A 22029-nucleotide genomic window follows, 5' to 3' on the forward strand; every position below is an offset into this window, starting at 1 on the left:
TGTCGGGTGCCCCGTGTGTGCACAGATTTCTCCGCGCAGGGAGTGACGCCGGTTCGGCCCCGGAGGTTGCCTCCCGAAGACGTGCGCGATGATGGGAAAACCGGACGATCCGTTCTGTCTCGATCTCCGGCCTCAGATCTCAGCCCCAGGGAGAGCCGTCATGGCACCGCGTATCCTGCTCGCCCGGCACGGCCAGACGGAATGGTCCGTCAAGGGCAATCACACAGGCAGGACGGACATCCCACTGCTCGACACCGGCCGTGCGGGCGCCAAGCTCCTCGGTGAGCGGCTGCACCGCAAGCCGTGGGCGGACCTGCCGGGCCTGGAAGTCCGCACCAGTCCGCTGCTGCGGGCCAAGGAGACCTGCGACATCGCGGGTTTCGCGGACCGGGCCGAGCCGTGGGACGCGCTGCTGGAGTGGGACTACGGGGCGTACGAGGGGATGACCCCGGCACAGATCAAGGCGATCCGTCCCGACTGGTTCATCTGGCGCGACGGGGTGCCGGAGGGGGAGAGCCTGGCCGAGCTGTCCGCCCGCGCCGACGAGATCGTCGACTGGGCCCGCTCGGCCGACCGCGACGTCCTGGTCTTCGCCCACGGTCACATCCTGCGGGCACTGGGGGCGCGGTGGCTGGGCGAGGACGTGTCGTTCGCGGCGCGCATCCGGCTCGATCCGACGTCGCTGTCGGTGCTGGGGTGGGCGTACGGTGCGCCCGCGATAGAACGCTGGAACGACACGGGCCACCTGGACCGGTAGTCCTGCCGCCCCCGGCAGCGGGGGGCATCGATCGCCGGACGGGCTCGATCTTGCCGGCGCGCGGTGGAAGCCGGCCCGTCCGGCGATCGAGGACGGAACCGGTCACGTGGCGCGGGGCGCGTGGAATCCGGGCCGTTCTGCGAACGCCTACGCCCCCGCCTCGGAGACCTCCGCGTGCCGCTCGAGGAACCCCCCGACCTCCGCCGCACCCCGCTGCGGCGCCAGTACCCCCGCCGCCCCCGCCAGCATCGCCCGGATGCGGGACGACTGGACGCGGTCCAGCAGGTCCAGCACCTGGTGGCCCGCGGTCGCCGCCTCCGCGGCCCGGCCCGCCCGGGCCAGGTCCGTGGTCAGCTCGGCCCGGTACAGCGCCAGGTTCCGGGTGAAGTGCGGGTCCTGGAGCCGCGTCGCCCGCAGCGCATGGCGGGCCGCCCGCGGCCAGTCGCCCAGCGCCGACCAGCACTGCGCCTCCAGCATCTCCAGCTCCGCCTCCCGGAAGAAGGTCATCCACTCCGGATCGGCGTCGGACGGACCGCGCTCGAACGCGGTGTGCGCCCGGCCGATCGCCCGTTCGCAGCCCGTACGGTCCCCGAGCCCCGCCCGGCCCCCCGCCTCCCGCAGCGCGAGCAGGGCCAGCAGCCGCGGCGAGCCCAGCGGCTGCGCCGCCCGCTGCCCGGCCTCGGCGGCGCGTACGGACTCGCGGGGCCTCCCCGTGTCCCTGGCCAGGAACGACGCATTGCAGAACGCATGCGCCTCCAGCGCCGCGTCGCCCGCCACTCGCGCCGTGGCCAGAGCCTCCGCATAGTGCGAGCGGGCGTCCTCGAACCGGCCCGAGTCATGGGCCAGCCAGCCCACCGAGATGGCCAGTTCGCCCGCCCCGGCATGCAACCGGTCGGCTGTGGAGCGCTTGGTGGCGGTTCCGGAGTCGAGCAGCGCGTACGCCGCCCGCAGCGGCTGGGACGCCCTGCGGTACAGGCCGTCACCGCCGTGCCGGTCGTCGAGCAGCCGGATCTGCCGTACTGCCTTCTCGACGGCGCTCACTTCGGCCTCTCCGACCCGGTGCCGGTCGGGCAGGGCGGCGGCGGACGTGCCGCCGAGGCCGAGGCCCAGGGTCGCGGTCGCCATCGCGGTGGTGCCGCTCGTCATGAATACGCGACGCAGCACGTCGCTCTCCTCGTCGGTGTCGCTGTGGAGCGTGGGGGGCGGTGGGGTTTCGGCAGTGGTCCGCGCCCCCCGGCCGCGTACCGATTCGCGCGGTGAGAAGCCCAGGTCCACCAGGGTGGCGCCGGGGAACATGTGCAGGAAGACACGCTCGTACGCGTAGTTGGGGCAGCGGATCTCGCCGGACTCCACGCGTCCGATGTACCGGGCGTCGCACGCGACCTGCTCGCCGATCTCGCGGGCGGACCTGCGTACCGCGGCAGCGAACTCCCCGGCGGAGCGCGGTCCGCGCAGCCGCCGGAAGGAGAGGTTGGGAACTGCCCCTGTCGACACCATGGCTGAGCCCTCTCTGGTGCAGCCGGGCTCCTGCTTCCGGTGTCCCGGCGGAGCAAGAACGTACCGGTTGTGACGGAGCGCACACACGGCGTTTGCCTACAAAGGGGATATCTCGCCCGCGATCCGCCATGAACTGCCACCCTTTGCGGCGGCGTGGCACCGTAGCCCTTGACGCCGTCGGCGCGTTGGTCCACGTGGAGACGGAATCCGGCTCCGCCCGGCGATGAGAGGAGAGGTCCCTTGTTGCACATCGGCACGGAGACCGGCTCGCGGACGACTGCGACGACCACGGCCGCAACGGGTGCCACGGTGCCCACCGCGCCCACGGAGGACCGCGGCGCCGCACCCTGCGACCTGGTGACAGTCCCGGCACGCCAGGGACTGGAGGCCGTGGACATCCTGCGTCGGGGCGCCGACCAGGAAGCCGTCGGCCCGGTCCTGCACGACGGCCCCTGCGACACCCTCGGATTCCTGGTTCCCCCGGGGACCGCCGAGGCATGGGACGTACCGGGCAGCGCCTGTACGCGGACCGACGGCCGCGGGCTGCGCATCCCCACCGAGCCGCCCGTCACCGGCAGCGGCTGGCTGCTGCCGCCCGAGGGGGACGCCCCGGTCACCGACCCGGCCGTGCTGCGGGCCGCTCTCGACCAGGCGGCCCGGCTGATCGAGGCGGCCGACAACTGCCGCTGACTGCAGGCTCCCCGCCCGCGCGCCCATAATGGGCCGGTGGCCGGGTTTCCCCGGCACGGCCGGTTCCGTACCGGCCCGGAGCGATGAGCAGTGAGCAGGCACGAGCAGCAGTGGCACGTCGAGGAGCGTCGAGCGGCGGTGCGGGCGCCCGTAAGCGGTCCGACCGCAAGGCCGACGGCAGGACCGAACGCGGGACCGGGCGCAGGACGGAACCCCTCGCCGAACCGGTGGACGGCGGTCTCGCCGAGCTGGTGCCCGACCGGGAGCGTCCGCATGCCTGGACGCTGACGCTCGACGGAGCCCCCCAGTCCCATGTGGACCTCGACGACCCCACGTATCTGTCCTTCGAGTACCAGCGCAGGATCGGCCACATCGCCGACCTCGTCGCACCCCCTGGGCAGCCCCTGCACGTGGTGCACCTGGGCGGCGGCGCCTTCACGCTCGCCCGCTACATCGCCGCGACCCGGCCCCGATCCACCCAGCAGATCGTCGAGGTGGACGCCGCGCTCGTCCAACTGGTCCGCCGGGAGCTGCCGCTGGACCCACAGGCCAGGATCCGGGTCCGGGCCACCGATGCCCGCGCCGGGCTCGGGAAGATCCAGGACGGCTGGGCGGATCTCGTCATCGCCGATGTCTTCAGCGGGGCCCGTACCCCCGCGCACCTCACCAGCACCGAGTTCCTCGCCGAGGTGCGCCGGGTCCTGAAGCCCGGCGGGAGTTACGTGGCCAACCTCGCGGACGGCCCGCCGCTGACCCATCTGCGCGGCCAGATCGCCACCGCGGGCACGGTCTTCCCCGAACTGGCGCTCGCCGCCGACCCGACCGTGTGGCGCGGCCGTCGCTTCGGCAACGCCGTGCTGCTCGCCTCGGATCTGCCGCTGAAGGTCGCGGAGCTGACCCGCCGGGTCGCGACCGACCCGCACCCCGGACGCGTCGAACACGGGCGGGCGCTCGCCGACTTCACCGGCGGCGCGGCGGCGGTGAGCGACGCGGACGCCAGGCCTTCACCGGCGCCACCGCCGTCGGCGTTCGGCTAGTGCGGTGACCATGAATGTTCGCCGGGTCCGGTGACACGCCGGTCGATGTTCGCGGAGGTTGAATCTCAAGCTCACTGCTTGAGGCTTGACATCAGGTCACGCATGTCGCTGATCATGGCCGATTGGTACGGGGACAGGTCAGGGATGTCCGGCCCGTCACCGGCCTCGTCTTCGCTGCGGTCGTCGCTCTGGTGCACCGTGAAGGCGGAGAGACTCAGCGTGAGGACCGCTCCGCCCTCCAGCACCCGCAGCTCCGAGTTACCGTCATCCCGGGTCAGCAGATACGCCTTGTCACCAAGTTCCGGAACCGTCTCCAGCTTCGCTTCAGGATCAACGCCGAGATCGGTCACCCCTCGCCGCGCCTCGAATTCGGCGCCGGGGTCGGTCTTCTTGTGCAGTGCCACCGTGATTCCGACGGTGTATTCGATGGACCAGCCGTTCCCGGGCCGCTCCGCCCCGGCCCGGGACCGAAGAGGAATGAAGCACTGGATCTGGTCGAGGACAGCATGGTTCAACAGCCCTGATTCGACCTTGGTGGTGGACTCTCGCGGTGCGATCGCCGTGCCGATCGACTTCAGCTGTAAAGATGGGCAAGGGTCTTGGCCCAGCTGGTACCCATGCATGTCCGGCTTCCGATCGCCTACTTCATACAGGAACAGCGCCGCCGCCCAGAGGGCCGACGCCATTACCGCCCCGCCCAGCGCCCACAGCCACGGCCTTCGCGGCCGACGTTCCCCAACGAACTCCCGGTCGAAGTCGCCCATCACCTCGCGGGTTTCAACCCCACCGAACTCCCCCGCCAACTCCGGCTCAGAAATCATTCTGTTCCCCCTCGGCCGCGCCTTCCGCCTTCGTCATGATGATCGCAGCACTGGCTCCGTCCCCGCAGAGCCGGGCAGACGGATTCCGGACACGGTGAACCTATGTGGTCACCGTCAACAGCGTCATCGTCTCCGGCTGCATCACGGCGGCGACGCTCTTCTTCTGCACCCTGGCCGGTTACGCGTTCGCCAAGATGGGCTTCAGGAGCCGCGGCGGACCGATGACCGCGGTCATCGCCACGCTTACGATCCCGCCGCAGCTCAGCGTCGTCCCGCTGTTCATGATGATGTCCGACATCGGCTGGGGCGGAAAGCTGGAGTCGGTGATCTTCCCGACCCTGGTGAGCGCGTTCGGTGTGTTCTTCATGCGGCAGTACCTGACCGAGGCACTGCCCTACGAACTCATCGAGGCTGCCAAGGTCGACGGCGCGAACAACTTCCGCATCGTGCGGAGCGTGGTGCTCCCGGTGGCCCGCCCCGCGATGATGGTGCTGGGGATGCTCACCTTCGTACAGGCGTGGAACGACTTCTTCTGGCCCTACCTCGCCCTCAATCAGCAGAACCCCACGCTCCAGGTGGCCCTCGGCCGGCTGAGCGCCTCCTACACCCCCGACCAGAGCATCGTGATGGCCGGTGCGCTGATCAGCACATTGCCGCTGCTCGTGGTCTTCGTGATCTTCGGCAAGCAGATCGTCGGAGTGATCATGTCCGGCGCCGTCAAGCGGTGGCAGCGCCACGTCGTCGCGGTAGCGGTGGTAGTGGTCGTCCCCGCTACCGCACAGACCTCGGTCACCCTCAACCTCCAGCGACCGCGAGCGCCGGCGGCTGGCCCAGTATCCGACCGCACACGGCGTGGACGGAGTGCTGCTGGGTCTCCGTCCACGCCGACGACCCGCTCCCGGACCTGCTGGAGCAGCTCGGCATGCCGGCCGTGATGAGCGGCCGCAGATCCGCCTCGGAACCGCTCGCCGCGGTCGACTCCGACAACCCGCGCAGCCGTCGGCCATCTGATCTCCCGGGGCCGCCGCTCCATCGCCACGATCACCGGGCGCCTTGATGTCTACGGTGCCCGGCGCCGCCTCGACGGCTACCGCAAGGCGGTCTCCGCGGCCGGTCCCGGACCGGACGAGCAGCTGATCGCCCCCGCAGACTTCACCGAGGAAGGCGGCGCACAGGCCATGCGCGACCTGCTCGCCCGCCGCCCCGACGTCGACGCGGGCTTCGCCGCCTCCGACGTCATGCCGCAGGGGCCCGCCAGGTGCTGCGTGAGGCCGGCCGGCGCATCCCGGACGATGTGGCTCTCATCGGCTTCGACGACTCGGCCGTGGCCCGTCACATGGACCCGGCGCTCACCAGCGTGCGCCAGCCGGTCGAGGAGATGGCCCGCACGATGGCCCGCGTACTGCTCCAGGAGATCGCGGGCGAGAACCAGGAGCGTCCGCAGATCGTGCTCCCCACGGAACTCGTCCGTGACTCCTCGTGACGACCGTCACACAGTCGCCGGTGAGGGTGGCTCAGGTACGAGAAGGGCCCCGGTCATTGACCGGGGCCCTTCTCTTCAGGGTGAGTAACGGGACTCGAACCCGCGACATCCTGGACCACAACCAGGTGCTCTACCATCTGAGCTATACCCACCATGCCCGGTCTTTTTCTGACCGGCCGAGAAAAAGTGTACAGGGTCCGAGAGGGTGCTCGCGCCCTAGTTGTTCAGCCGCTGATCCCGGCCCCCGAAAGGTCCATGACCAGCGGCTTCGCAACGTCCTACGGCGTGGGCGGCGCGACACGTGCCGCGATCGCCTTGGCGCGCTCCGAGTCCGGCCCGGGCTGCGGCACGAAGATCGCCTCGCGGTAGTAGCGCAGCTCCGTGATGGAGTCACGGATGTCCGCGAGCGCCCGGTGGTTGCCGTTCTTCTCCGGACTGTTGAAGTACGCCCTCGGGTACCAGCGGCGCGCCAGCTCCTTGACCGAGGACACGTCGACGATCCGGTAGTGGAGGTAGCCCTCCAGGGCCGACATGTCCCGCGCCAGGAAGCCGCGGTCGGTGGAGACCGAGTTCCCGCAGAGCGGGGCCTTGCCGGGCTCCTTCACATGTTCGCGGACATAGGCCAGCACCTGGGCCTCGGCGTCGGCCAGGGTGGTGCCCTGGGCCAGCTCGTCGAGGAGACCCGAGGCGGTGTGCATCTGGCGCACCACCTCGGGCATCGTCTCCAGTGCCGCGTCCGGTGGGCGGATCACGATGTCCACCCCTTCGCCGAGCACGTTCAGCTCCGAGTCGGTGACCAGTGCGGCCACCTCGATGAGTGCGTCTTCCGTCAACGAGAGCCCGGTCATCTCGCAGTCGATCCACACCATGCGATCGTTCATGGCCCCACCCTACGGCGCACTCCGTTGACCCGGCAGGGGCGGGCGCCCGGTGGAGTACGCGTCGGGGCCCGGTTTCCCGTGCTCCGGCTGCCCCGCCCCGACCGTCGCCGACGTGACGGCATGCGGACCCGGTGGGGTGGCCGCAGCCGTGGCACGCCGGCCCGCCGAGGTGCCCTGCGCGGGCACGATCGGCTCGATCGCCGGGGCGAGGGCCTCCGCGCCACCGCCCTGCGGACGGCGGGCCCGGTATGCGGCCCGGTATGCGGCGGGGGAGGAGCCCAGCTGGCGCCGGAAGTGTCCGCGCAGCGCGACCGGCGAGCGGAAGCCGCAGCGGCCCGCGACCTCGTCGACCGAGTACTCGGACGTCTCCAGCAGCCGCTGCGCCTGCAGCACCCGCTGGGTGATCAGCCACTGGAGCGGTGCGCTGCCGGTGAGCGAGCGGAACCTCCGGTCAAAGGTCCGCCTGCTCATGTAGGCGCGCGCAGCCAGCGTCTCCACGTCGAACTGCTCGTGGAGATGCTCCAGCGCCCAGGCCACGACCTCGGCGAGCGGGTCGGAGCCGATCTCCTCAGGTAAAGACCTGTCGAGGTAGCGCTCCTGGCCGCCACTGCGCCGCGGCGGCACGACGAGCCGGCGGGCCAGTGCCCCGGCGGCTTCCGTGCCGTGGTCCGTGCGGACAATGTGCAGACAGAGATCGATCCCGGCTGCTGTCCCGGCGGAGGTGAGCACATCGCCGTCGTCGACGAAGAGCTCACGAGGATCGACATGCACCGACGGATAGCGCTTGGCCAGCGTCGGTGCGTACATCCAGTGCGTGGTCGCCGGGCGGCCGTCCAGCAGACCGGCGGCGGCGAGCACGAACGCGCCGGTGCACAGCCCGACGATGCGGGCCCCTTCCTCGTGGGCGCGGCGTAGCGCGTCCAGCGCCTCCGCGGGGGGCGGCGAGGTGATCGAACGCCAGGCGGGCACCACGACGGTGCCTGCCCTGCTGATCGCCTCCAGCCCGTAGGGCGCGGTCAGTTCGAGTCCTCCGGTGGTCCGCAGCGGCCCCTCTTCCCCGCCGCAGACGAGGAGTCGGTAGCGCGGAACTCCCGCGTCCTGGCGGTCGATTCCGAACACGGAGAGCGGGATCGAGCTCTCGAAGATGGGGCCGCCGCTGAACAGCAGTACGGCGACGACTTCTCGTCGTCGTCGCCCACTGAGCTTCCGTACAGCCTCCGTTGCGGCGGCGGAGTCCTGGCTCATGACGCTAAGCCCCCCTCGGTGTTCGCGTCTTCCTGGTCCTTACGGGCCTGTCGCTCCTGCACTTTTCCCCTCGGTCCTGCACGAGTCCCCGTCTTCGATACTCAAGATCGAATCTACTGCGTCCCGTGGTGCCGGCGTGACAAGTTCACCAACCGGCGTTATGTCGACAAGGCAACTTGGCGGGAAGCATTCGATCACGAAGGGTTTCATCCAGCGGCCGTGCAGGGAAGTGCGCCTCGCGTTCATGGCCCGTCCCCGTCGGGTGGAAGCGTACCGCGCGGTCTCTTCCTGCCTGGTGGCAAGGGGGTTGATCGGCCAATTCGGCAAGGAAGCGACAGGGGTGTGAAGTTGGCTGAAAATAGTCGGTTGTGCGTATGTGATTCAGTCAGTCGACCGGCGCACAACCACGATGGGTGGCCACTTCCTTGCGCCCCCTCGGCAGGTCGGACGGCCGATCGTACGGAATGACGCGGCGGCACCGGCGGACAGCGGGATCCCGACCGGCGGGCCGATATCGGTCCGCCGCCGGTCGGAGAGCTCCGCGCGGGGCGGACGTGCCGGGGTCGGCGCGGTGTGATTCCTGGGAGTGGACCGCCGGCGCGGCGCTCGACGGCGGAGTGGTGATCCACGCCGGGGGTGCGGCGGTCCCGGTGCGCTGTGGAGTGGGTGACGGATAGGGTCCGCCCGGTCACCGAGGGGAGGCGTTTCGGCCCGCCGGCGTCGATGTACAGCGCAACCGGCATTGCCATACGGGTCCGCCTCGGGCATGCTCCGTGAAACGTCGCACGCGCTATGTGCGGGTCTGGGCAGTGGAGGAGTGGCGCCGTACCCTTGGGGGTAAGGGGTTGGGAAGATGATTCCCGGACACCGCAACACCGCCCGCTGACGCATCTTCCCCAAGTCGCTCTCCTCACGAGGACTCTCTTCGCCGAGACACCGATGGCCGGTCACGAAATCCCCGAACCCGCCGACCGCAAGCAGGTGACCGACCCCAGGTCGGACCCGCAGGCGGTCGAAGAAACACGTCATTCCTGCGACCCCGCCTTCCGGCATGGGGTCGTGGTCGGCTTCGACGGCTCGACGTCCAGTGAGCGCGCCCTCGCATACGCCATCGGCATGGCCCGAAGATCGGGTTCCGGCCTGATCATCGTGCATGTCGCCAATCGGCTGCCGACCACCGTCTGGGCAGGCTGCGAGCCGCCCGTCTTCGTCGATGTGCCCGACCACCGCACCGAGGTGCTCGGCCTGGAGCTCGCCTGCGCGGACTACCTCTCCGAGGTTCCCTGGGTGCTCGTCGAGCGCGGCGGGGACATCTGTCACGAGCTGGAGGAGGTCGGCCGGGAGTACTCGGCCGACGCCATCGTCGTCGGCTCCACGCACGGCATCGTCGGCCGCATCTTCGGCTCGGTGGCGGGGCGCCTCGCGCGGCGCGCACAGCGCCCGGTCGTCGTCATCCCCTGAGCGTTCCCCGTCCCGGACGCCTCTGCCGTCACCCCCGTCACCGGTTCCGGACCCCGCAGTGGACGTGGCGTCAACTCGCCTGTGGAAACCGGCAGTCTACCGATGCGTAGGGGTGGATTGTGCGCTTGTGAAGGGTACATAAGGGTCACTGGGAAGCAGGACCACTGCATGTGAAGGGAGCCCGCCGTGGACAATGACGTCTCTGCGGGAAGCACCAGCACCTCTACCCTCGGCCATCTCGCCCTGGGACTCACCCTGTTGGCGTTCGGTATCGGTCACACCGCAGTCGTGGACGGTGTGACGGCGGCCGACGCCGTCTCGCTCGCGCTGTATGTCGGCGGTATCGCCCTGTTCGTCGCCGGACTCCTGGAGTTCCGCGCGGGAAACAGCTTCACCGGCACGGCCTTCGCCGGACTCGGCGCCTTCTGGTTCACCTGGGGCACCGGCGCCGACGCGCATGTCTCCAGCCATGCGGCAGGGCTGTTCCTGCTGCTCTGGGCCCTGTTCGCGCTCAGTCTGACCCTCGGCGCGGCCGGTGGCGGTCTGCTCGCCCAGGGGACATACGCACTGCTGTTCCTGGCGCTTCTGCTCCTGGGCGTCGGGCAGTTCGCGGACAGCGGGAGCCTGGCCAAGGCGGGCGGCTGGCTCGCCGCGGTGTCCGGTCTCGCCGCCTGGTACGGGGCGACGGCGGCGCTGGCCGACTGGCCCACGGCGCTGCCGGGGCGTGCTGCCGGCCGACGGGTGACGGCCACCGGCTGAGGCAGTGACCGGGCCGATGCGGCAAGGGGAAGAGGCGCCGGCCCCGACGGGAGCGGCCCCGTACCCGCGGTGGCGGTGGGTACGGGGCCGCTCTGCTCCGGGCACAGCCCGTGCGGGGATGCCTACTCGACGGTGACGGACTTCGCCAGGTTGCGCGGCTTGTCGATGTCACGGCCCATGGCCAGCGCCGTGTGGTACGCGAAGAGCTGGAGCGGGATGCCCATCAGGATCGGGTCCAGTTCGTTCTCGTTCTTCGGTACGACGATGGTGTGGTCGGCCTTCTCCTGCACCTGGTGCGCGACGGCGAGGATGCGGCCGCTGCGGGCCTTGATCTCCTCCATCGCGGCGCGGTTCTTCTCCAGCAGATCGTCGTCCGGCACGATCGCGACCGTCGGCATCGAGGGCTCGATCAGCGCCAGCGGCCCGTGCTTCAGCTCGGAGGCGGGGTACGCCTCCGCGTGGATGTACGAGACCTCCTTGAGCTTCAGCGAGGCCTCACGGGCGACGGGGTAGCCGCGCACCCGGCCGATGAACATCATCGACTTGGCGTCCGCATACTCCGCCGCCAGCTTCTTGATCTCGTCCTCGTTCGCCAGGATCTCGCTGATCTGGGCGGGCAGCCTGCGCAGCCCCTCGATGATCCGCTTGCCGTCGGCGACCGACAGATCCCGGATCCGGCCCAGGTGCAGGGCGAGCAGCGCGAACGCGACGACCGTGTTCGTGAAGCACTTGGTGGAGACGACACAGACCTCGGGGCCGGCGTGGACGTACGTACCCCCGTCGGCCTCCCGGGCGATTGCCGAACCCACCACGTTGACCACACCGAGCACCCGGGCGCCCTTGCGCTTGAGCTCCTGGACGGCGGCCAGCACGTCGTACGTCTCACCGGACTGGGAGACCGCGACGTACAGGGTGTCGGGGTCGACGACCGGGTTGCGGTAACGGAACTCGGAGGCGGGCTCGGCGTCCGCGGGGATACGGGCCAGCTCCTCGATCAGCTGGGCGCCGATCTGGCCCGCGTGGTACGAGGTCCCGCAGCCCAGGATCTTGATCCGGCGGACCCCGCGAGCCTCGCGGGCGTCCAGGTTGAGACCGCCGAGGTGCACGGTGGAGAAACGGTCGTCGATCCGGCCGCGGAGCACCCGGTCGACGGCGTCCGCCTGCTCGGAGATCTCCTTGTGCATGTACGTGTCGTGGCCGCCCATGTCGTACGACTCGGCCTCCCACTCCACGGTGGTCGGCGTGGCCGTCGTGGACGAGCCCTCCGTCGTGTACGTACGGAAGTCGTCGGCCTTGAGGGTGGCCATCTCACCGTCGTCGAGGGTGACGACCTGGCGGGTGTGGGCCACCAGCGCGGCGACGTCGGAGGCGACGAACATCTCCTTCTCGCCGATGCCGAGTACGACCGGGGAGCCGTTGCGGGCTACCACGATGCGGTCGTTGAAGTCGGCGTGCATGACGGCGATGCCGTACGTGCCCTCGACCGACCGCAGCGCCTCGCGGACCTTCTCCTCCAGGGTCACCGCCTGGGCGCGGGCGATCAGGTGGACCAGCACCTCGGTGTCGGTCTCGGAGAGGAAGACGACACCGTCGGCGACGAGCTTCGCACGGAGCTCGGAGGCGTTGTCGATGATGCCGTTGTGGACGACGGCGACCTTGTTGTCGGCGTCCAGGTGGGGGTGCGCGTTCTCGTCGCTCGGGGCGCCGTGGGTGGCCCAGCGGGTGTGAGCGATACCGGTGGTGCCGGTGAAACGCTTGGGAACGCGGGCCTCGAGCTCGCGGACCCGGCCCTTCGCCTTGACCATCTTCAGGGCGGCGGGCTTCCCGGCCGACGCCTTGCCGGTGATGACGATGCCCGCGGAGTCGTAACCCCGGTACTCCAGCCGCTGCAGCCCTTCCAGCAGCAGCGGAGCCACATCACGCTTCCCGATGTATCCGACGATTCCGCACATAAAGTCTCTGCCCCTCCATCGATGTACCTGTGGTGCCCGTTGCTCAGCCGTAGACGATGCGGCGCAGCTGGCGGAGCGAGAGCTCCGGCGGCGCGACCGCCCGGTGCGGCAGCTCGGCCGCGATCCGCTCGAAGATCTCCGTGTTCACCAGGCCGCCGGACTGCAGTTCGCGGTGGCGGCGGCGGACGAAGTCGTCGGTCGTCTCGTCGAAGTACGCCAGCACGTCGAGAACCACCCGGGCGGCTTCACCGCGCTGGAGCGCGGTGCTGCGCACCAGGTGATCAATGAGGTCGTCATGCGACGAGCGGCGTTCGAGCACTCGTCGATATTGCGGTGGACGGGGCGCTTACGCAACAATTCTGCCCGATATCGGGCAGGAGTGGGTGTGATTGCGCTCTCGTGCGGACCTGGAGGCGGTCAGGGAGGGGATGGGGACGCGCTCAGCCGGCCGGGCACGATCCGCACTGTCTCGCCGTCGAAGGTCCACGTTCCGTCGCGCTGGACTATTTCCGCCATGGGGCAGATTCTCTCAGCCCCATAACGGGGAAGTGGTCTACACCTTGACCGTGCGTGGGACAGGCGATACGCATGGTGATGGTTGGTTGCTCAGGAGATCCCCAGGTGTGAACCCGTCGAAAGGGACCCGGCTTGTGAGACTGCACAGGACACAGCGCACCGCCCTTCCCCGTCTTCTCGGCTCGCTGCTGCTCGTCACAGCGGCCGGCATCTCCAGTGTCGGCGCTGCGCCGGGAGGACAGGCGGCCGGCAGCGGCCCGGCCACTGCCGCCTCGCCCCGTCCGCTCGGGCAGATAGTGCCTGCCCCCGCCGAGGCGAAGCCCGGCGGCTCTCCGTACACCATCACCGCGGACACCAGGATCCGCGTCGAGGACGGCTCCCGCGAGGCCCGGAAGATCGGCGACTATCTGGCGGGCGTGCTGCGCCCGTCCACCGGTTACGCCCTGCCGGTCACCGGTCGCGGCGGCGACGGTATCCGGCTCCGGCTCGACTCCCACGACAGCGCGTCGGGTGCCGAGGGCTACACCCTGAAGTCGAGCCGCGGCTCCGTCACGATCACGGCGCGTGGCCCGGCAGGGCTCTTCCACGGGGTCCAGACGCTGCGTCAGCTGCTCCCGGCCGACGTGGAGAAGAACAGCCGCCAGAAGGGCCCGTGGAAGGTCGCGGGAGGCACGGTCAAGGACGCGCCGCGCTATGCGTACCGGAGCGCGATGCTGGACGTCTCCCGGCACTTCTTCTCCGTCGGCGAGGTCAAGCGCTACATCGACCAGCTCGCCCTCTACAAGATGAACAAGCTCCATCTGCATCTCTCCGACGACCAGGGCTGGCGGATCGCCATCGACTCCTGGCCGCGGCTCGCCACGTACGGCGGGCAGACGGAGGTGGGCGGGGGAGTCGGCGGCTACTACACGAAGAGCGACTACAAGGAGATCGTGCGGTACGCCTCCTCCCGCTATCTGGAGGTCGTGCCGGAGATCGACCTGCCCGGCCACACCAACGCGGCCCTCGCCTCGTACGCGGAGCTGAACTGCAACGGCGTCGCGCCGCCGCTCTACACCGGCACCAATGTCGGCTTCAGCTCGCTCTGCGTTCCGAAGGCCGTCACGTACGACTTCGTGGACGACGTGGTCCGTGAGCTGGCCGCGCTCACCCCCGGCAAGTACCTCCACATCGGCGGCGACGAGGCGCACTCCACCAGCCACGAGGACTATGTGGCCTTCATGGACAAGGCACAGGCCATCGTCGGCAAGTACGGCAAGACCGTGATCGGCTGGCACCAGCTGACCGGGGGCACGCCGGTGAAGGGCGCGGTCGCCCAGTACTGGGGTTACGACCGGACGGGCGCGGCCGAGCGCAAGCAGGTGGCGGACGCCGCCGTGAACGGCACGAAGCTGGTGCTGTCCCCGGCCGACCGGAGCTACCTCGACATGAAGTACGACAAGGACACCAAGCTGGGCCTGGCCTGGGCCGGTTACGTCTCCGTCCAGCGCTCGTACGACTGGAACCCGGCGATGTACCTGGACGGTGCCCCGGAGGGTTCGATCCTCGGTGTCGAGGCGCCGCTCTGGTCGGAGACCCTGACCAACAGCGACGAGATCGAACAGATGGCGTTCCCCAGGCTGCCCGGGGTGGCGGAGCTGGGATGGTCACCCGCGTCCACGCACGACTGGGACACGTACAAGGTGCGGCTGGGTGCCCAGGGGCCGAGGCTCTCGGCGCTCGGCGTCAACTACTACCGGGCGCCGCAGGTTCCCTGGGCCGACCGGTGAGGTGACCGGGGCCGTCCGGCGACCGTTGTGTTCTCGATCGCCGGACGGGCTCGGCAGATGTCCTCAGTCGCCGGACGGGCCCGGTTTCATGCCTGTCCGGCGATCGGGTTCTTCAGCGTGCCGATCAGCTGCAGTGCCCCCGACGGATCGGTCAGATCGACCATCTGCTTGTTGTTCCGCAGCTGCAGCCGGTTCAGGCAGGACAGTGCGAACTCCTGCGCGAACATGTCGTACTGCTTGAACTTCTCGGCGAGATACGGCACTGACGCCTGATATCCGCTGACGCATTGGGCGACCGTCCGCCAGAACGCCTCCTCGTCGATTAGGCCCTCGCTCGCCAGCCCCCCGCCCAGGAAGCGCAGGAAGCAGTCGAAGACATCGGTGAGGACCGAGAGCAGTTTCATGTCCTCGGGAACCTCGGCGCGGATCCGCTCGACCTTCGGCGGCAGCACCGCGTCCGGGTTCATGACCGCGATCTCCTCGGCGATGTCCTTGAAGACCGTGCGCCGTACGACCCCGTCCTCGACGACCAGGATGACGTTCTCGCCGTGCGGCATGAACACCAGGTCGTACGCGTAGAAGCTGTGCAGCACCGGCACCAGGTACGCGTCCAGGTAGTGGCGCAGCCACACTGCGGGGTCCAGCCCCGACTCGGCGATCAGCGCACCGGCGACGGAGTTGCCCTCGTGGTCGGTGTGGAGCAGCGAGGCCATGGTCGCGACCCGTTCGCCGGGGGCCAGGCCGGGGACCGGGCTCTCCCGCCACAGCGCGGCGAGCATTTTCAGGTACGGGGAGCCCTTGGCGGTGGCCGCCTCGTACGTCCGGTGGTGGTAGCCGATGGCCGCCCGCTCCCGGATGATCGAGAAGCGGGCCTCGCGCAGCAGCTCGTCGCGCTCGATCAGCTCGGCGAGCCAGTCGTTGATCGCGGGGGTGGCCTCCATGTACGCGGCGGAGAGCCCGCGCATGAAGCCCATGTTGAGGACGGACAGCGCCGTTTTGACGTAATGGCGGTCCGGATTGCCGGTGTTGAAGAAGGTACGGATGGACTGCTGTGCCAGGTACGCGTCGTCGCCTTCGCCCAGGCAGACCAGATGGTGCTGTGCGAGCTCCCCGGCGAAGGTGACGGCCAGCTTGTTCCACCACTGCCAGGGGTGGACGGGGATCAGCAGGTAGTCGTCCAGGTCGAGCCCGAGGCCGGTCATCGTGGCCGCGAACCGGGTGAGGGTCTCCTCGCCCAGCTCGCCCGCGATCAGCGTCCCGTAGTCGAGGCCGGTGCCCGCGGTGAAGGTGGCGCGGTCGCGGCGGGCGGCGAGCCAGACCAGACGGATCCCGGCTGCCGCCTCGGGGGCGAACGCCCGGTACTCGTCCACACCGAAGCCGAGCCGCCCGTTGTTGGCGACGAAGCAGGGGTGGCCCTCGGTCATGCCGGTCTCGATCGCCTGGAACCCGGCACGGACCAGCTCGGCGGAGGTGACGGGCGGCTTGGTCAGCTTGTACGCGGTGCCGGCCAGAGTGGAGGAGATCTCCTCCAGGTAGACCGGGAGGATCTCCGCCGAGAGGCCGAGCGTGGAGCTCAGCTCGACGAAGAACTCGCCTGCGTCCAGCGGCAGTTCGGAGCCGTTTCGGTGGCGGGTGATCGAGTCGGCCTCGACCTGCCAGTGGTCGAGTGCGTAGATCCGTGCGGTGAAGCGGTACTCGGTCGCCGCGTCGTCGCTGCGCACCGAGTAGCGGTCGTCGCCGAGCGGTGCGGGGGTCAGCAGCCGTTCGTGGCTGAACTCGGCGAGCGCCTTGCGGAGCAGCAGTCGGTTGGCGGTGGCCCAGCGTTCAGGGGCGAGATGGGCGACGCTGTCGATGACGGGGGACATCAGACGCCACCCCCGGTCGCTGCGGCGAACTGTTCCCGTGTGCAGGCGCTGAGCAGGGCGTTCTTCTCCGGCTTGGCTATCTCGCCCAGCACTTCGAAGCCGACCGCCTTGTTGAGGGCGTGCACCGCGCTGTTGCGTACGTCGGGTTCGACGACGACCCGGCGTACGGACGGGTCGGCGAACATCGCCTCCATCACGGCGGTGATCACACCGAGCGTGAAGCCGTGCAGCGGGGTGTCGGTCGGGGCGACCAGGAAGTGCATCCCGGTGTCGCCGGGCTCGGCGTCGTACAGCCCCTTGAGCTCGACCTCGGTGGGGTCGTACCGCTCCATCAGGAAGGCGGGCTCCCCGTCGTGCAGCCCGATGAAGGCGTCGTGGTGCGGGTGGGCGGCGATCGCCATGTATTCCCGCTCGACGTCCTGGAGTTTCGCGTCGCCCATCAGCCAGAAGGAGGCCTTGGGGTGGGTGGCCCAGCCGTGCACCAGTTCGGCGTCGGCGAGGGGGTCCAGCGGGCGGGTGGTGAAGGTGCCGAGGTCGGTGGTCATACGGCGAACTCCTGGAAGGCTATGGACTTCTCGACCGGGTAGTACTCACGGCCGAGCAGTTCGCCGATGATGTACGCGTTGCGGTAGGCGCCCATGCCCAGGTCGGGTGAGGTGATCGAGTGGGTGTGCGTGCCCGCGTTCTGCAGGAAGACGCCGTGTCCGGTGGTGTCGATGGAGTAGTTGCGGGCCACGTCGAAGCGGCCGCGGCCGTCCCGGCGCAGCCGGTCGTGGATGTCCTCGAGGAACGCGGGTGGGCGGTAGCGGTAGCCGGTGGCGAGGATCAGACCCTCGGTGGTGAGGGTGTAGTCCTTGCCCTGCTCCTCCTGGTGCAGGGCAAGCGTGTACGTACCACTGCTCTCCTCGTAGCTCGCGCTGTTCAGCGAGCAGTTGGTGAGGAGACGGGTCGGGACGGGACCGGGCAGGTTCTTCTGGTAGAGCAGATCGAAGATCGCGTCGATCAGCTCTCCGTCGATGCCCTTGAAGAGGCCCTTCTGACCGGACTCCAGCCGGTAGCGGGTCTCCTCGGGCAGCGCGTGGAAGTAGTCGATGTACTCCGGGGAGGTCATCTCCAGCGTCAGCTTGGTGTACTCCAGTGGGAAGAAGCGCGGCGAGCGCGTCACCCAGTTCAGCCGGTAGCCGTGCACATCGATCTCGGAGAGCAGGTCGTAATAGATCTCGGCCGCGCTCTGCCCACTGCCGACAAGGGTGATGGACTCCTTCGTCTGGAGAGCCATTTTCCCTTCCATGTAAAGGGAGTTGTGCAGATAATCGCCGCCCAGACCCTGGCAGGCATCCGGGACGTACGGGGGAGTGCCGGTGCCGAGCACGAGCCGCGGGGCCCGGAAGGCGCTGCCGGTGGCGGTGCGGACGGTGTAGAGCGCGGTTCCTTCGTCGTACGTGACCGACTCGACGGTGGCGTCGAAGCGGATGCTGGTCAGTTCGGCGGCGGCCCAGCGGCAGTAGTCGTTGTACTCGGTCCGCAGCGGGTAGAAGTTCTCCCGGATGTAGAAGGAGTACAGCCGCCCGCGTTCCTTCAGATAGTTCAGGAAGGAGTACGGAGAGGTCGGGTCGGCCATCGTGACCAGGTCCGACATGAACGGCGTCTGGAGATGGGCGCCTTGGAGGAACATCCCGGAGTGCCATTCGAAGTCCGGCTTGGACTCCAGGAACACCCCGTTCAGCTCGTCGATCGGCTCGGTCAGACAGGCGAGCCCGAGATTGAACGGGCCGAGCCCGATACCGATGAAGTCATGGGGTTCAGGAAGCGCGGTCAAGGGAGTCTCCCAGGTACTGCTCGGCGTGGCCGGAGATCAGGTCGAGTACCGCGGCGATGTCCTGCGCGGTCGTTTCGGGGTTGAGCAGGGTGAACTTCAGGTACTGGCGGCCGCCGGCCTTCGTACCGGCGACTACGGCCTCGCCGGAGGCGAAGAGCGCCTTGCGGGCATGGAGATTGGCCCGGTCGATCTCGGTGGGCGCGGTGACGCCGGACGGGATGTAGCGGAACACCAGCGTGGACAGCTGGGGCTCGACGACGACGTCGAACCGCGGGTCGGCGGCGAGCAGGCGCCAGCCCTCGGCGGCCAGGTCGCAGACCTCGTCGAAGAGCTCGCCGATGCCGTCGGCGCCCATGACACGCAGCGTCATCCACAGTTTCAGGGCGTCGAATCTGCGGGTGGTCTGCAGCGACTTGTCCACCTGGTTGGGGATGCGTTCGGCGGCCATTCGCTGCGGGTTGAGGTACTCGGCGTGGTACGTGGCGTGGCGCAGCGTCGCCCGGTCCCGGACCAGCACGGCCGAGGAACTCACCGGCTGGAAGAAGGACTTGTGGTAGTCCACGGTGACCGAGTCGGCGTGCTCGATGCCGTCGAGGAGGTGGCGGCGCTCACGGGAGGCCAGCAGCCCGCAGCCGTACGCGGCGTCGACATGCAGCCAGGCGGAGAACTGCCGGCAGAGCGCGGCGATTTCGGGCAGCGGGTCGATGGAACCGAAGTCGGTGGTGCCCGCGGTGGCGACGACGGCCATCGGTACGTCGCCTTCGGCGACGCACTGCTCCAGGGCGCGGGCCAGCGCCACGGTCTGCATGCGCTTGTTGTGGTCGACGGGGACGGCGATGACCGAGTCCGGTCCCAGACCGAGGAGTTTCGCCGACTTCTGGACACTGAAGTGGCTGCATGCGGAGGTGAAGATGCGCAGCCGGGTGAAGTGCTGCGGCGACGTCTTGGCCTCTTCCCGGGCGAGCAGCAGGGCCTGCAGATTGGACTGCGTACCGCCGCTGGTGAAGATGCCGTCCGCGGCCGGTCCGAGGCCGATCCGGGCCGCGGTCCAGCCGATCAGGCGGCGCTCGATCAGGGTGCCGCCGGCGCTCTGGTCCCAGGTGTCCAGGGAGGAGTTGACGGCCGAGAGCACGGCTTCGCCGAGGACGGCGGGGATGACGACTGGGCAGTTGAGGTGGCCCAGGTAGCGGGGGTGATGGAAGTAGACGGCATCACGGAGATAGACGCTGTCGAGCTCGTCGAGGGCGGCGGACGCATCGCACAGCGGCCGGTCCAGATCGATCGCGTCAACGACGGGAGTGAGCTCGTCGACGGAGATTCCGGTGAACGGCCGGTCTGTGGCGGCGAGTTTGGCTGCGACCCGTTCGACTCCTGCGGTCACGGAGCGCCGGTAATGCTCCGCGGTCGTGTCGTTGAGCAGGTGCGAACGCATGAAGGGGTCCTCCCGGATGCGGGGAAACTTCATCGGCCCTCAGAGCAGAAGGAGGGGGCGAGGGCCCGATGCAGAAGTTAGGTTAGCCTAACCTAACTTCTGCATCGAGTTATTCCTCGCCCCCGAGGGGCGCAGAGGTTGTCCGATTTACGCGTACGGGGTGGCCGCTTCCGGCCTGTGGTTGGGGAGTTCCGGGTGTGCGGCGCGCGGCCCGCACCCCCGTCGCGTTCCGGCTGCGCGTCCGCGGTGGCCGCCGCCTCGCGCAGTTGCTCCTCGCTCATCCCGCGACGTGAAGCCGGAATCGGCCGCCGGTATGTTTGAAGGAAGGTCAGCCTAACCTCATTGAATATTCGACGGTGCCCCCGGGCCGCTCACCAGACGAGCACCCCGCCGCCCACGGCCCGGGCGCGCAGGGCCGCGGCGGTGATGTTGGCCGGCCGGGCCGTCACGTAGTCCCGCCGGTCGCCGCCGCCTCCGGCCGGCGTCGCGGCGTTCCGGTGCAGCAGCTCGCACTCTTCGAGGAAGCCGTCGATGTCCTCCGGCTCCACGTGCAGGTTGCCGGTGGCCGGCTCGGGGAAGAACCGGGCGCCGAGCGCCCGTGCGGCCTTCGACCCCCACAGCGTGGTCCGGCAGACCTCGGTCCCGGCCGTGTTGCTGCCGTCCTCGGGGTCGTCGAGGAGATGCGACCGACAGTCCTCGTCGTAGATGAACGTATGCACCGTCAGCGTCATGCCCCGAATTCCTCCCGGCAGCCGTCGAGCCCCTCGACCGTCACTTCGACGGCCCGGTTCTCATCCCAGCGGGCACGGTCCAGCCGCAGCCGCTGCAGAGTGACGGGCGCACCCCGTACCGCGGCGACCTCCAGTCCGTCCGGCAGATATCCGAGCCGGCGTGAAACGCCCAGCGAGCGCGGGTTGTCGGTCATGGCGGCCGAGACCGCGGTCCGGGCCCCGAGACCGGCGAAGGCGAGGTGCAGGGCGGCGGCCCGCATCTCGGTGCCGATGCCCTGGCTCTGATGGGCCAGACCCAGCCACGAGCCGGTGCTGACTTCACCGGTCAGGGCGAAGTCCTTCGCCATCACGTCCTGTCGCCCGACCACCTTGCCCTCGTGCAGCACGGCGAGGCTCAGTGCCCAGTCCCGTACGGACCAGTTGGCGATGGTGGCCAGCACATGCTGGAACACGGCCTTGCCGCGCTCGGCGGGCGACGCGTCGGTCCAGGGGACCGTGAACGGCATGTCGGCCGGCGGGTGCACCCCGTCGGCGGCGACCGACGCGAGATCGTCCAGCAACTCCAGGTCGGGAAGACGGAGTTCCAGGCGCGGCGTGCGGAGGCGGAGCCCGTACAGGGGCCAGTGCTGCGGTTTCATGTACGGAATCTGCCGCTCGGGCCCGCGCGCTGTCGAACGAATTGCGCGACCGGCTCCGAGATCACCGCCGACCACCCCGGATCTATGATCTGTGCATGATCGAAGGCGAGTTGGTAAGGCTTCGCGCACTGCGCGCGGAGGATGCGGAGCATCACCTCCGGTGGCGCAACGATCCGGAGGTGGTGCACTGGGCCACCGGCGGCAACCCGTGCTTCGGCCCGGTCACGGCGGAGGCCGTCGAGCTCGGCTTCGAGACGATGCTGCGGCTGAACCCGAGGGAGTCCGCCGTCTTCACGGTCGAGGACCTCGCCGACGGCGCCGTGATCGGCATGGTGGACTACCGGGACCTGGACCCGTTCGCCGGGCTGGCCACCGTGGGCGTCACCATCGGCGCCAGGGACCGCTGGGGCCGCGGCCACGGTTCCGACGCACTGCGGCTGCTGGTGGGGCACCTGTTCGGGGTCTTCGGGCTGCACCGGATCGAGCTGGACACCTGGAGCGGCAACGAGCGGGCCGTCCGCGCCTTCACCAAGGCGGGCTTCCGTGAGGAGGGCCGACGCCGGGCCACCGTGCTGGTGGCGGGCAAGCGGTACGACACCGTGCTGTTCGGAATGCTCCGCGAGGAGTGGCCGGGCGCGACGAGCTGATCGCCCACCCGGCCCATGGCCGGTGACCG

Annotated in this window: 19 protein-coding genes, 1 tRNA gene and 2 pseudogenes; 9 read left to right on the forward strand and 13 right to left on the reverse strand. The window is 69.4% G+C overall.

Annotated features, from left to right (window positions below):
* Positions 1 to 160 precede the first annotated feature (160 nt).
* Entirely contained in the window at positions 161 to 757 is a 597-nt protein-coding gene (locus tag OG953_RS27865) for a histidine phosphatase family protein (RefSeq protein WP_405687681.1), read from the forward strand.
* A 147-nt stretch (positions 758 to 904) separates the two neighbouring features.
* Here OG953_RS27865 and OG953_RS27870 read toward each other — a convergent pair whose 3' ends face one another.
* Positions 905 to 2254 carry a tetratricopeptide repeat protein gene (locus tag OG953_RS27870; RefSeq protein WP_405687682.1) on the reverse strand — a complete coding sequence of 450 codons (1350 nt, stop codon included), beginning with the start codon at positions 2252 to 2254 and terminating at the stop codon, positions 905 to 907.
* A 240-nt stretch (positions 2255 to 2494) separates the two neighbouring features.
* Here OG953_RS27870 and OG953_RS27875 point away from each other — a divergent pair, with 240 nt between their 5' ends.
* Both OG953_RS27875 and OG953_RS27880 read left to right on the forward strand, forming a co-directional pair.
* Positions 2495 to 2944 carry a hypothetical protein gene (locus tag OG953_RS27875; RefSeq protein ID WP_405687684.1) on the forward strand — a complete coding sequence of 150 codons (450 nt, stop codon included), beginning with the start codon at positions 2495 to 2497 and terminating at the stop codon, positions 2942 to 2944.
* A gap of 110 nt (positions 2945 to 3054) precedes the next feature.
* Positions 3055 to 3981, forward strand: a complete 927-nt coding sequence (locus tag OG953_RS27880) for a spermidine synthase (RefSeq protein ID WP_405692104.1) — start codon at positions 3055 to 3057, stop codon at positions 3979 to 3981.
* Between the two features lie 71 nt (positions 3982 to 4052).
* Here the strand turns inward: OG953_RS27880 and OG953_RS27885 are convergent, their stop codons facing one another.
* Entirely contained in the window at positions 4053 to 4802 is a 750-nt protein-coding gene (locus tag OG953_RS27885) for a hypothetical protein (protein ID WP_405687685.1), read from the reverse strand.
* A 113-nt stretch (positions 4803 to 4915) separates the two neighbouring features.
* On the opposite strand from OG953_RS27885, the pseudogene OG953_RS27890 reads away from it, so the two are divergent.
* Together OG953_RS27890 and OG953_RS27895 are read left to right on the forward strand one after the other, a co-directional pair.
* Positions 4916 to 5524, forward strand: a pseudogene (locus tag OG953_RS27890) (carbohydrate ABC transporter permease); the annotation flags it as partial.
* Between the two features lie 82 nt (positions 5525 to 5606).
* Positions 5607 to 6285 (forward strand): annotated as a pseudogene (locus tag OG953_RS27895) (substrate-binding domain-containing protein); the annotation flags it as partial.
* Between the two features lie 79 nt (positions 6286 to 6364).
* Here OG953_RS27895 and OG953_RS27900 read toward each other — a convergent pair.
* The 3 genes from OG953_RS27900 to OG953_RS27910 form a co-directional block, all read right to left on the reverse strand.
* Positions 6365 to 6437 (reverse strand) — tRNA-His (locus tag OG953_RS27900).
* A gap of 126 nt (positions 6438 to 6563) precedes the next feature.
* A complete protein-coding gene (orn, locus tag OG953_RS27905; RefSeq protein ID WP_405687687.1) occupies positions 6564 to 7166 on the reverse strand; it encodes an oligoribonuclease in 603 nt (200 codons plus the stop codon).
* 9 nt (positions 7167 to 7175) lie between these two features.
* Positions 7176 to 8411, reverse strand: a complete 1236-nt coding sequence (locus tag OG953_RS27910) for a helix-turn-helix domain-containing protein (RefSeq protein WP_405687688.1) — start codon at positions 8409 to 8411, stop codon at positions 7176 to 7178.
* Positions 8412 to 9350: 939 nt separating this feature from the next.
* Between OG953_RS27910 and OG953_RS27915 the strand changes: the two genes are divergently transcribed.
* Together OG953_RS27915 and OG953_RS27920 are read left to right on the forward strand one after the other, a co-directional pair.
* Positions 9351 to 9872, forward strand: coding sequence for a universal stress protein (locus tag OG953_RS27915; RefSeq protein ID WP_405687689.1), 522 nt, complete (start codon positions 9351 to 9353; stop codon positions 9870 to 9872).
* A 186-nt stretch (positions 9873 to 10058) separates the two neighbouring features.
* Positions 10059 to 10631 (forward strand): acetate uptake transporter, encoded by a 573-nt coding sequence (locus OG953_RS27920; RefSeq protein WP_405687690.1) that lies wholly within the window; start codon positions 10059 to 10061, stop codon positions 10629 to 10631.
* A gap of 122 nt (positions 10632 to 10753) precedes the next feature.
* Here the strand turns inward: OG953_RS27920 and glmS are convergent, their stop codons facing one another.
* Together glmS and OG953_RS27930 are read right to left on the reverse strand one after the other, a co-directional pair.
* The gene (gene glmS / locus OG953_RS27925; RefSeq protein ID WP_405687691.1) at positions 10754 to 12583 is read right to left on the reverse strand and encodes a glutamine--fructose-6-phosphate transaminase (isomerizing); all 1830 of its coding nucleotides are present in this window, start codon (positions 12581 to 12583) and stop codon (positions 10754 to 10756) included.
* A gap of 43 nt (positions 12584 to 12626) precedes the next feature.
* Positions 12627 to 12902 carry a hypothetical protein gene (locus OG953_RS27930; RefSeq protein ID WP_114244647.1) on the reverse strand — a complete coding sequence of 92 codons (276 nt, stop codon included), beginning with the start codon at positions 12900 to 12902 and terminating at the stop codon, positions 12627 to 12629.
* A gap of 331 nt (positions 12903 to 13233) precedes the next feature.
* Here OG953_RS27930 and OG953_RS27935 point away from each other — a divergent pair, with 331 nt between their 5' ends.
* A complete protein-coding gene (locus tag OG953_RS27935) occupies positions 13234 to 14868 on the forward strand; it encodes a beta-N-acetylhexosaminidase (RefSeq protein WP_405687693.1) in 1635 nt (544 codons plus the stop codon).
* A gap of 86 nt (positions 14869 to 14954) precedes the next feature.
* On the opposite strand, the gene OG953_RS27940 is transcribed toward OG953_RS27935, so the two are convergent.
* The 6 genes from OG953_RS27940 to OG953_RS27965 form a co-directional block, all read right to left on the reverse strand.
* Positions 14955 to 16733 (reverse strand): IucA/IucC family protein, encoded by a 1779-nt coding sequence (locus OG953_RS27940; protein WP_405687694.1) that lies wholly within the window; start codon positions 16731 to 16733, stop codon positions 14955 to 14957.
* Positions 16733 to 17278 carry a GNAT family N-acetyltransferase gene (locus tag OG953_RS27945; protein WP_405687695.1) on the reverse strand — a complete coding sequence of 182 codons (546 nt, stop codon included), beginning with the start codon at positions 17276 to 17278 and terminating at the stop codon, positions 16733 to 16735. Before OG953_RS27945 ends, OG953_RS27940 begins: the two co-directional genes overlap by 1 nt.
* A complete protein-coding gene (locus tag OG953_RS27950; protein ID WP_405687697.1) occupies positions 17275 to 18552 on the reverse strand; it encodes a lysine N(6)-hydroxylase/L-ornithine N(5)-oxygenase family protein in 1278 nt (425 codons plus the stop codon). The genes OG953_RS27945 and OG953_RS27950 overlap by 4 nt, the downstream gene beginning before the upstream one ends.
* A complete protein-coding gene (locus OG953_RS27955; protein ID WP_405687698.1) occupies positions 18536 to 19984 on the reverse strand; it encodes a pyridoxal phosphate-dependent decarboxylase family protein in 1449 nt (482 codons plus the stop codon). Before OG953_RS27955 ends, OG953_RS27950 begins: the two co-directional genes overlap by 17 nt.
* A gap of 371 nt (positions 19985 to 20355) precedes the next feature.
* Positions 20356 to 20715 carry a hypothetical protein gene (locus OG953_RS27960; RefSeq protein WP_405687699.1) on the reverse strand — a complete coding sequence of 120 codons (360 nt, stop codon included), beginning with the start codon at positions 20713 to 20715 and terminating at the stop codon, positions 20356 to 20358.
* Positions 20712 to 21353, reverse strand: coding sequence for a GNAT family N-acetyltransferase (locus tag OG953_RS27965; RefSeq protein ID WP_405687701.1), 642 nt, complete (start codon positions 21351 to 21353; stop codon positions 20712 to 20714). Before OG953_RS27965 ends, OG953_RS27960 begins: the two co-directional genes overlap by 4 nt.
* Before the next feature lie 95 nt (positions 21354 to 21448).
* Here OG953_RS27965 and OG953_RS27970 point away from each other — a divergent pair, with 95 nt between their 5' ends.
* On the forward strand, positions 21449 to 22000 hold the full coding sequence (locus OG953_RS27970; protein ID WP_405687703.1) for a GNAT family N-acetyltransferase: 552 nt from the start codon (positions 21449 to 21451) through the stop codon (positions 21998 to 22000).
* The last annotated feature ends 29 nt before the right edge of the window (positions 22001 to 22029 follow it).

Origin of the sequence: Streptomyces sp. NBC_00057 (assembly GCF_045041165.1) — a bacterium.
Taxonomy (GTDB): Bacteria; Actinomycetota; Actinomycetes; order Streptomycetales; family Streptomycetaceae; genus Streptomyces.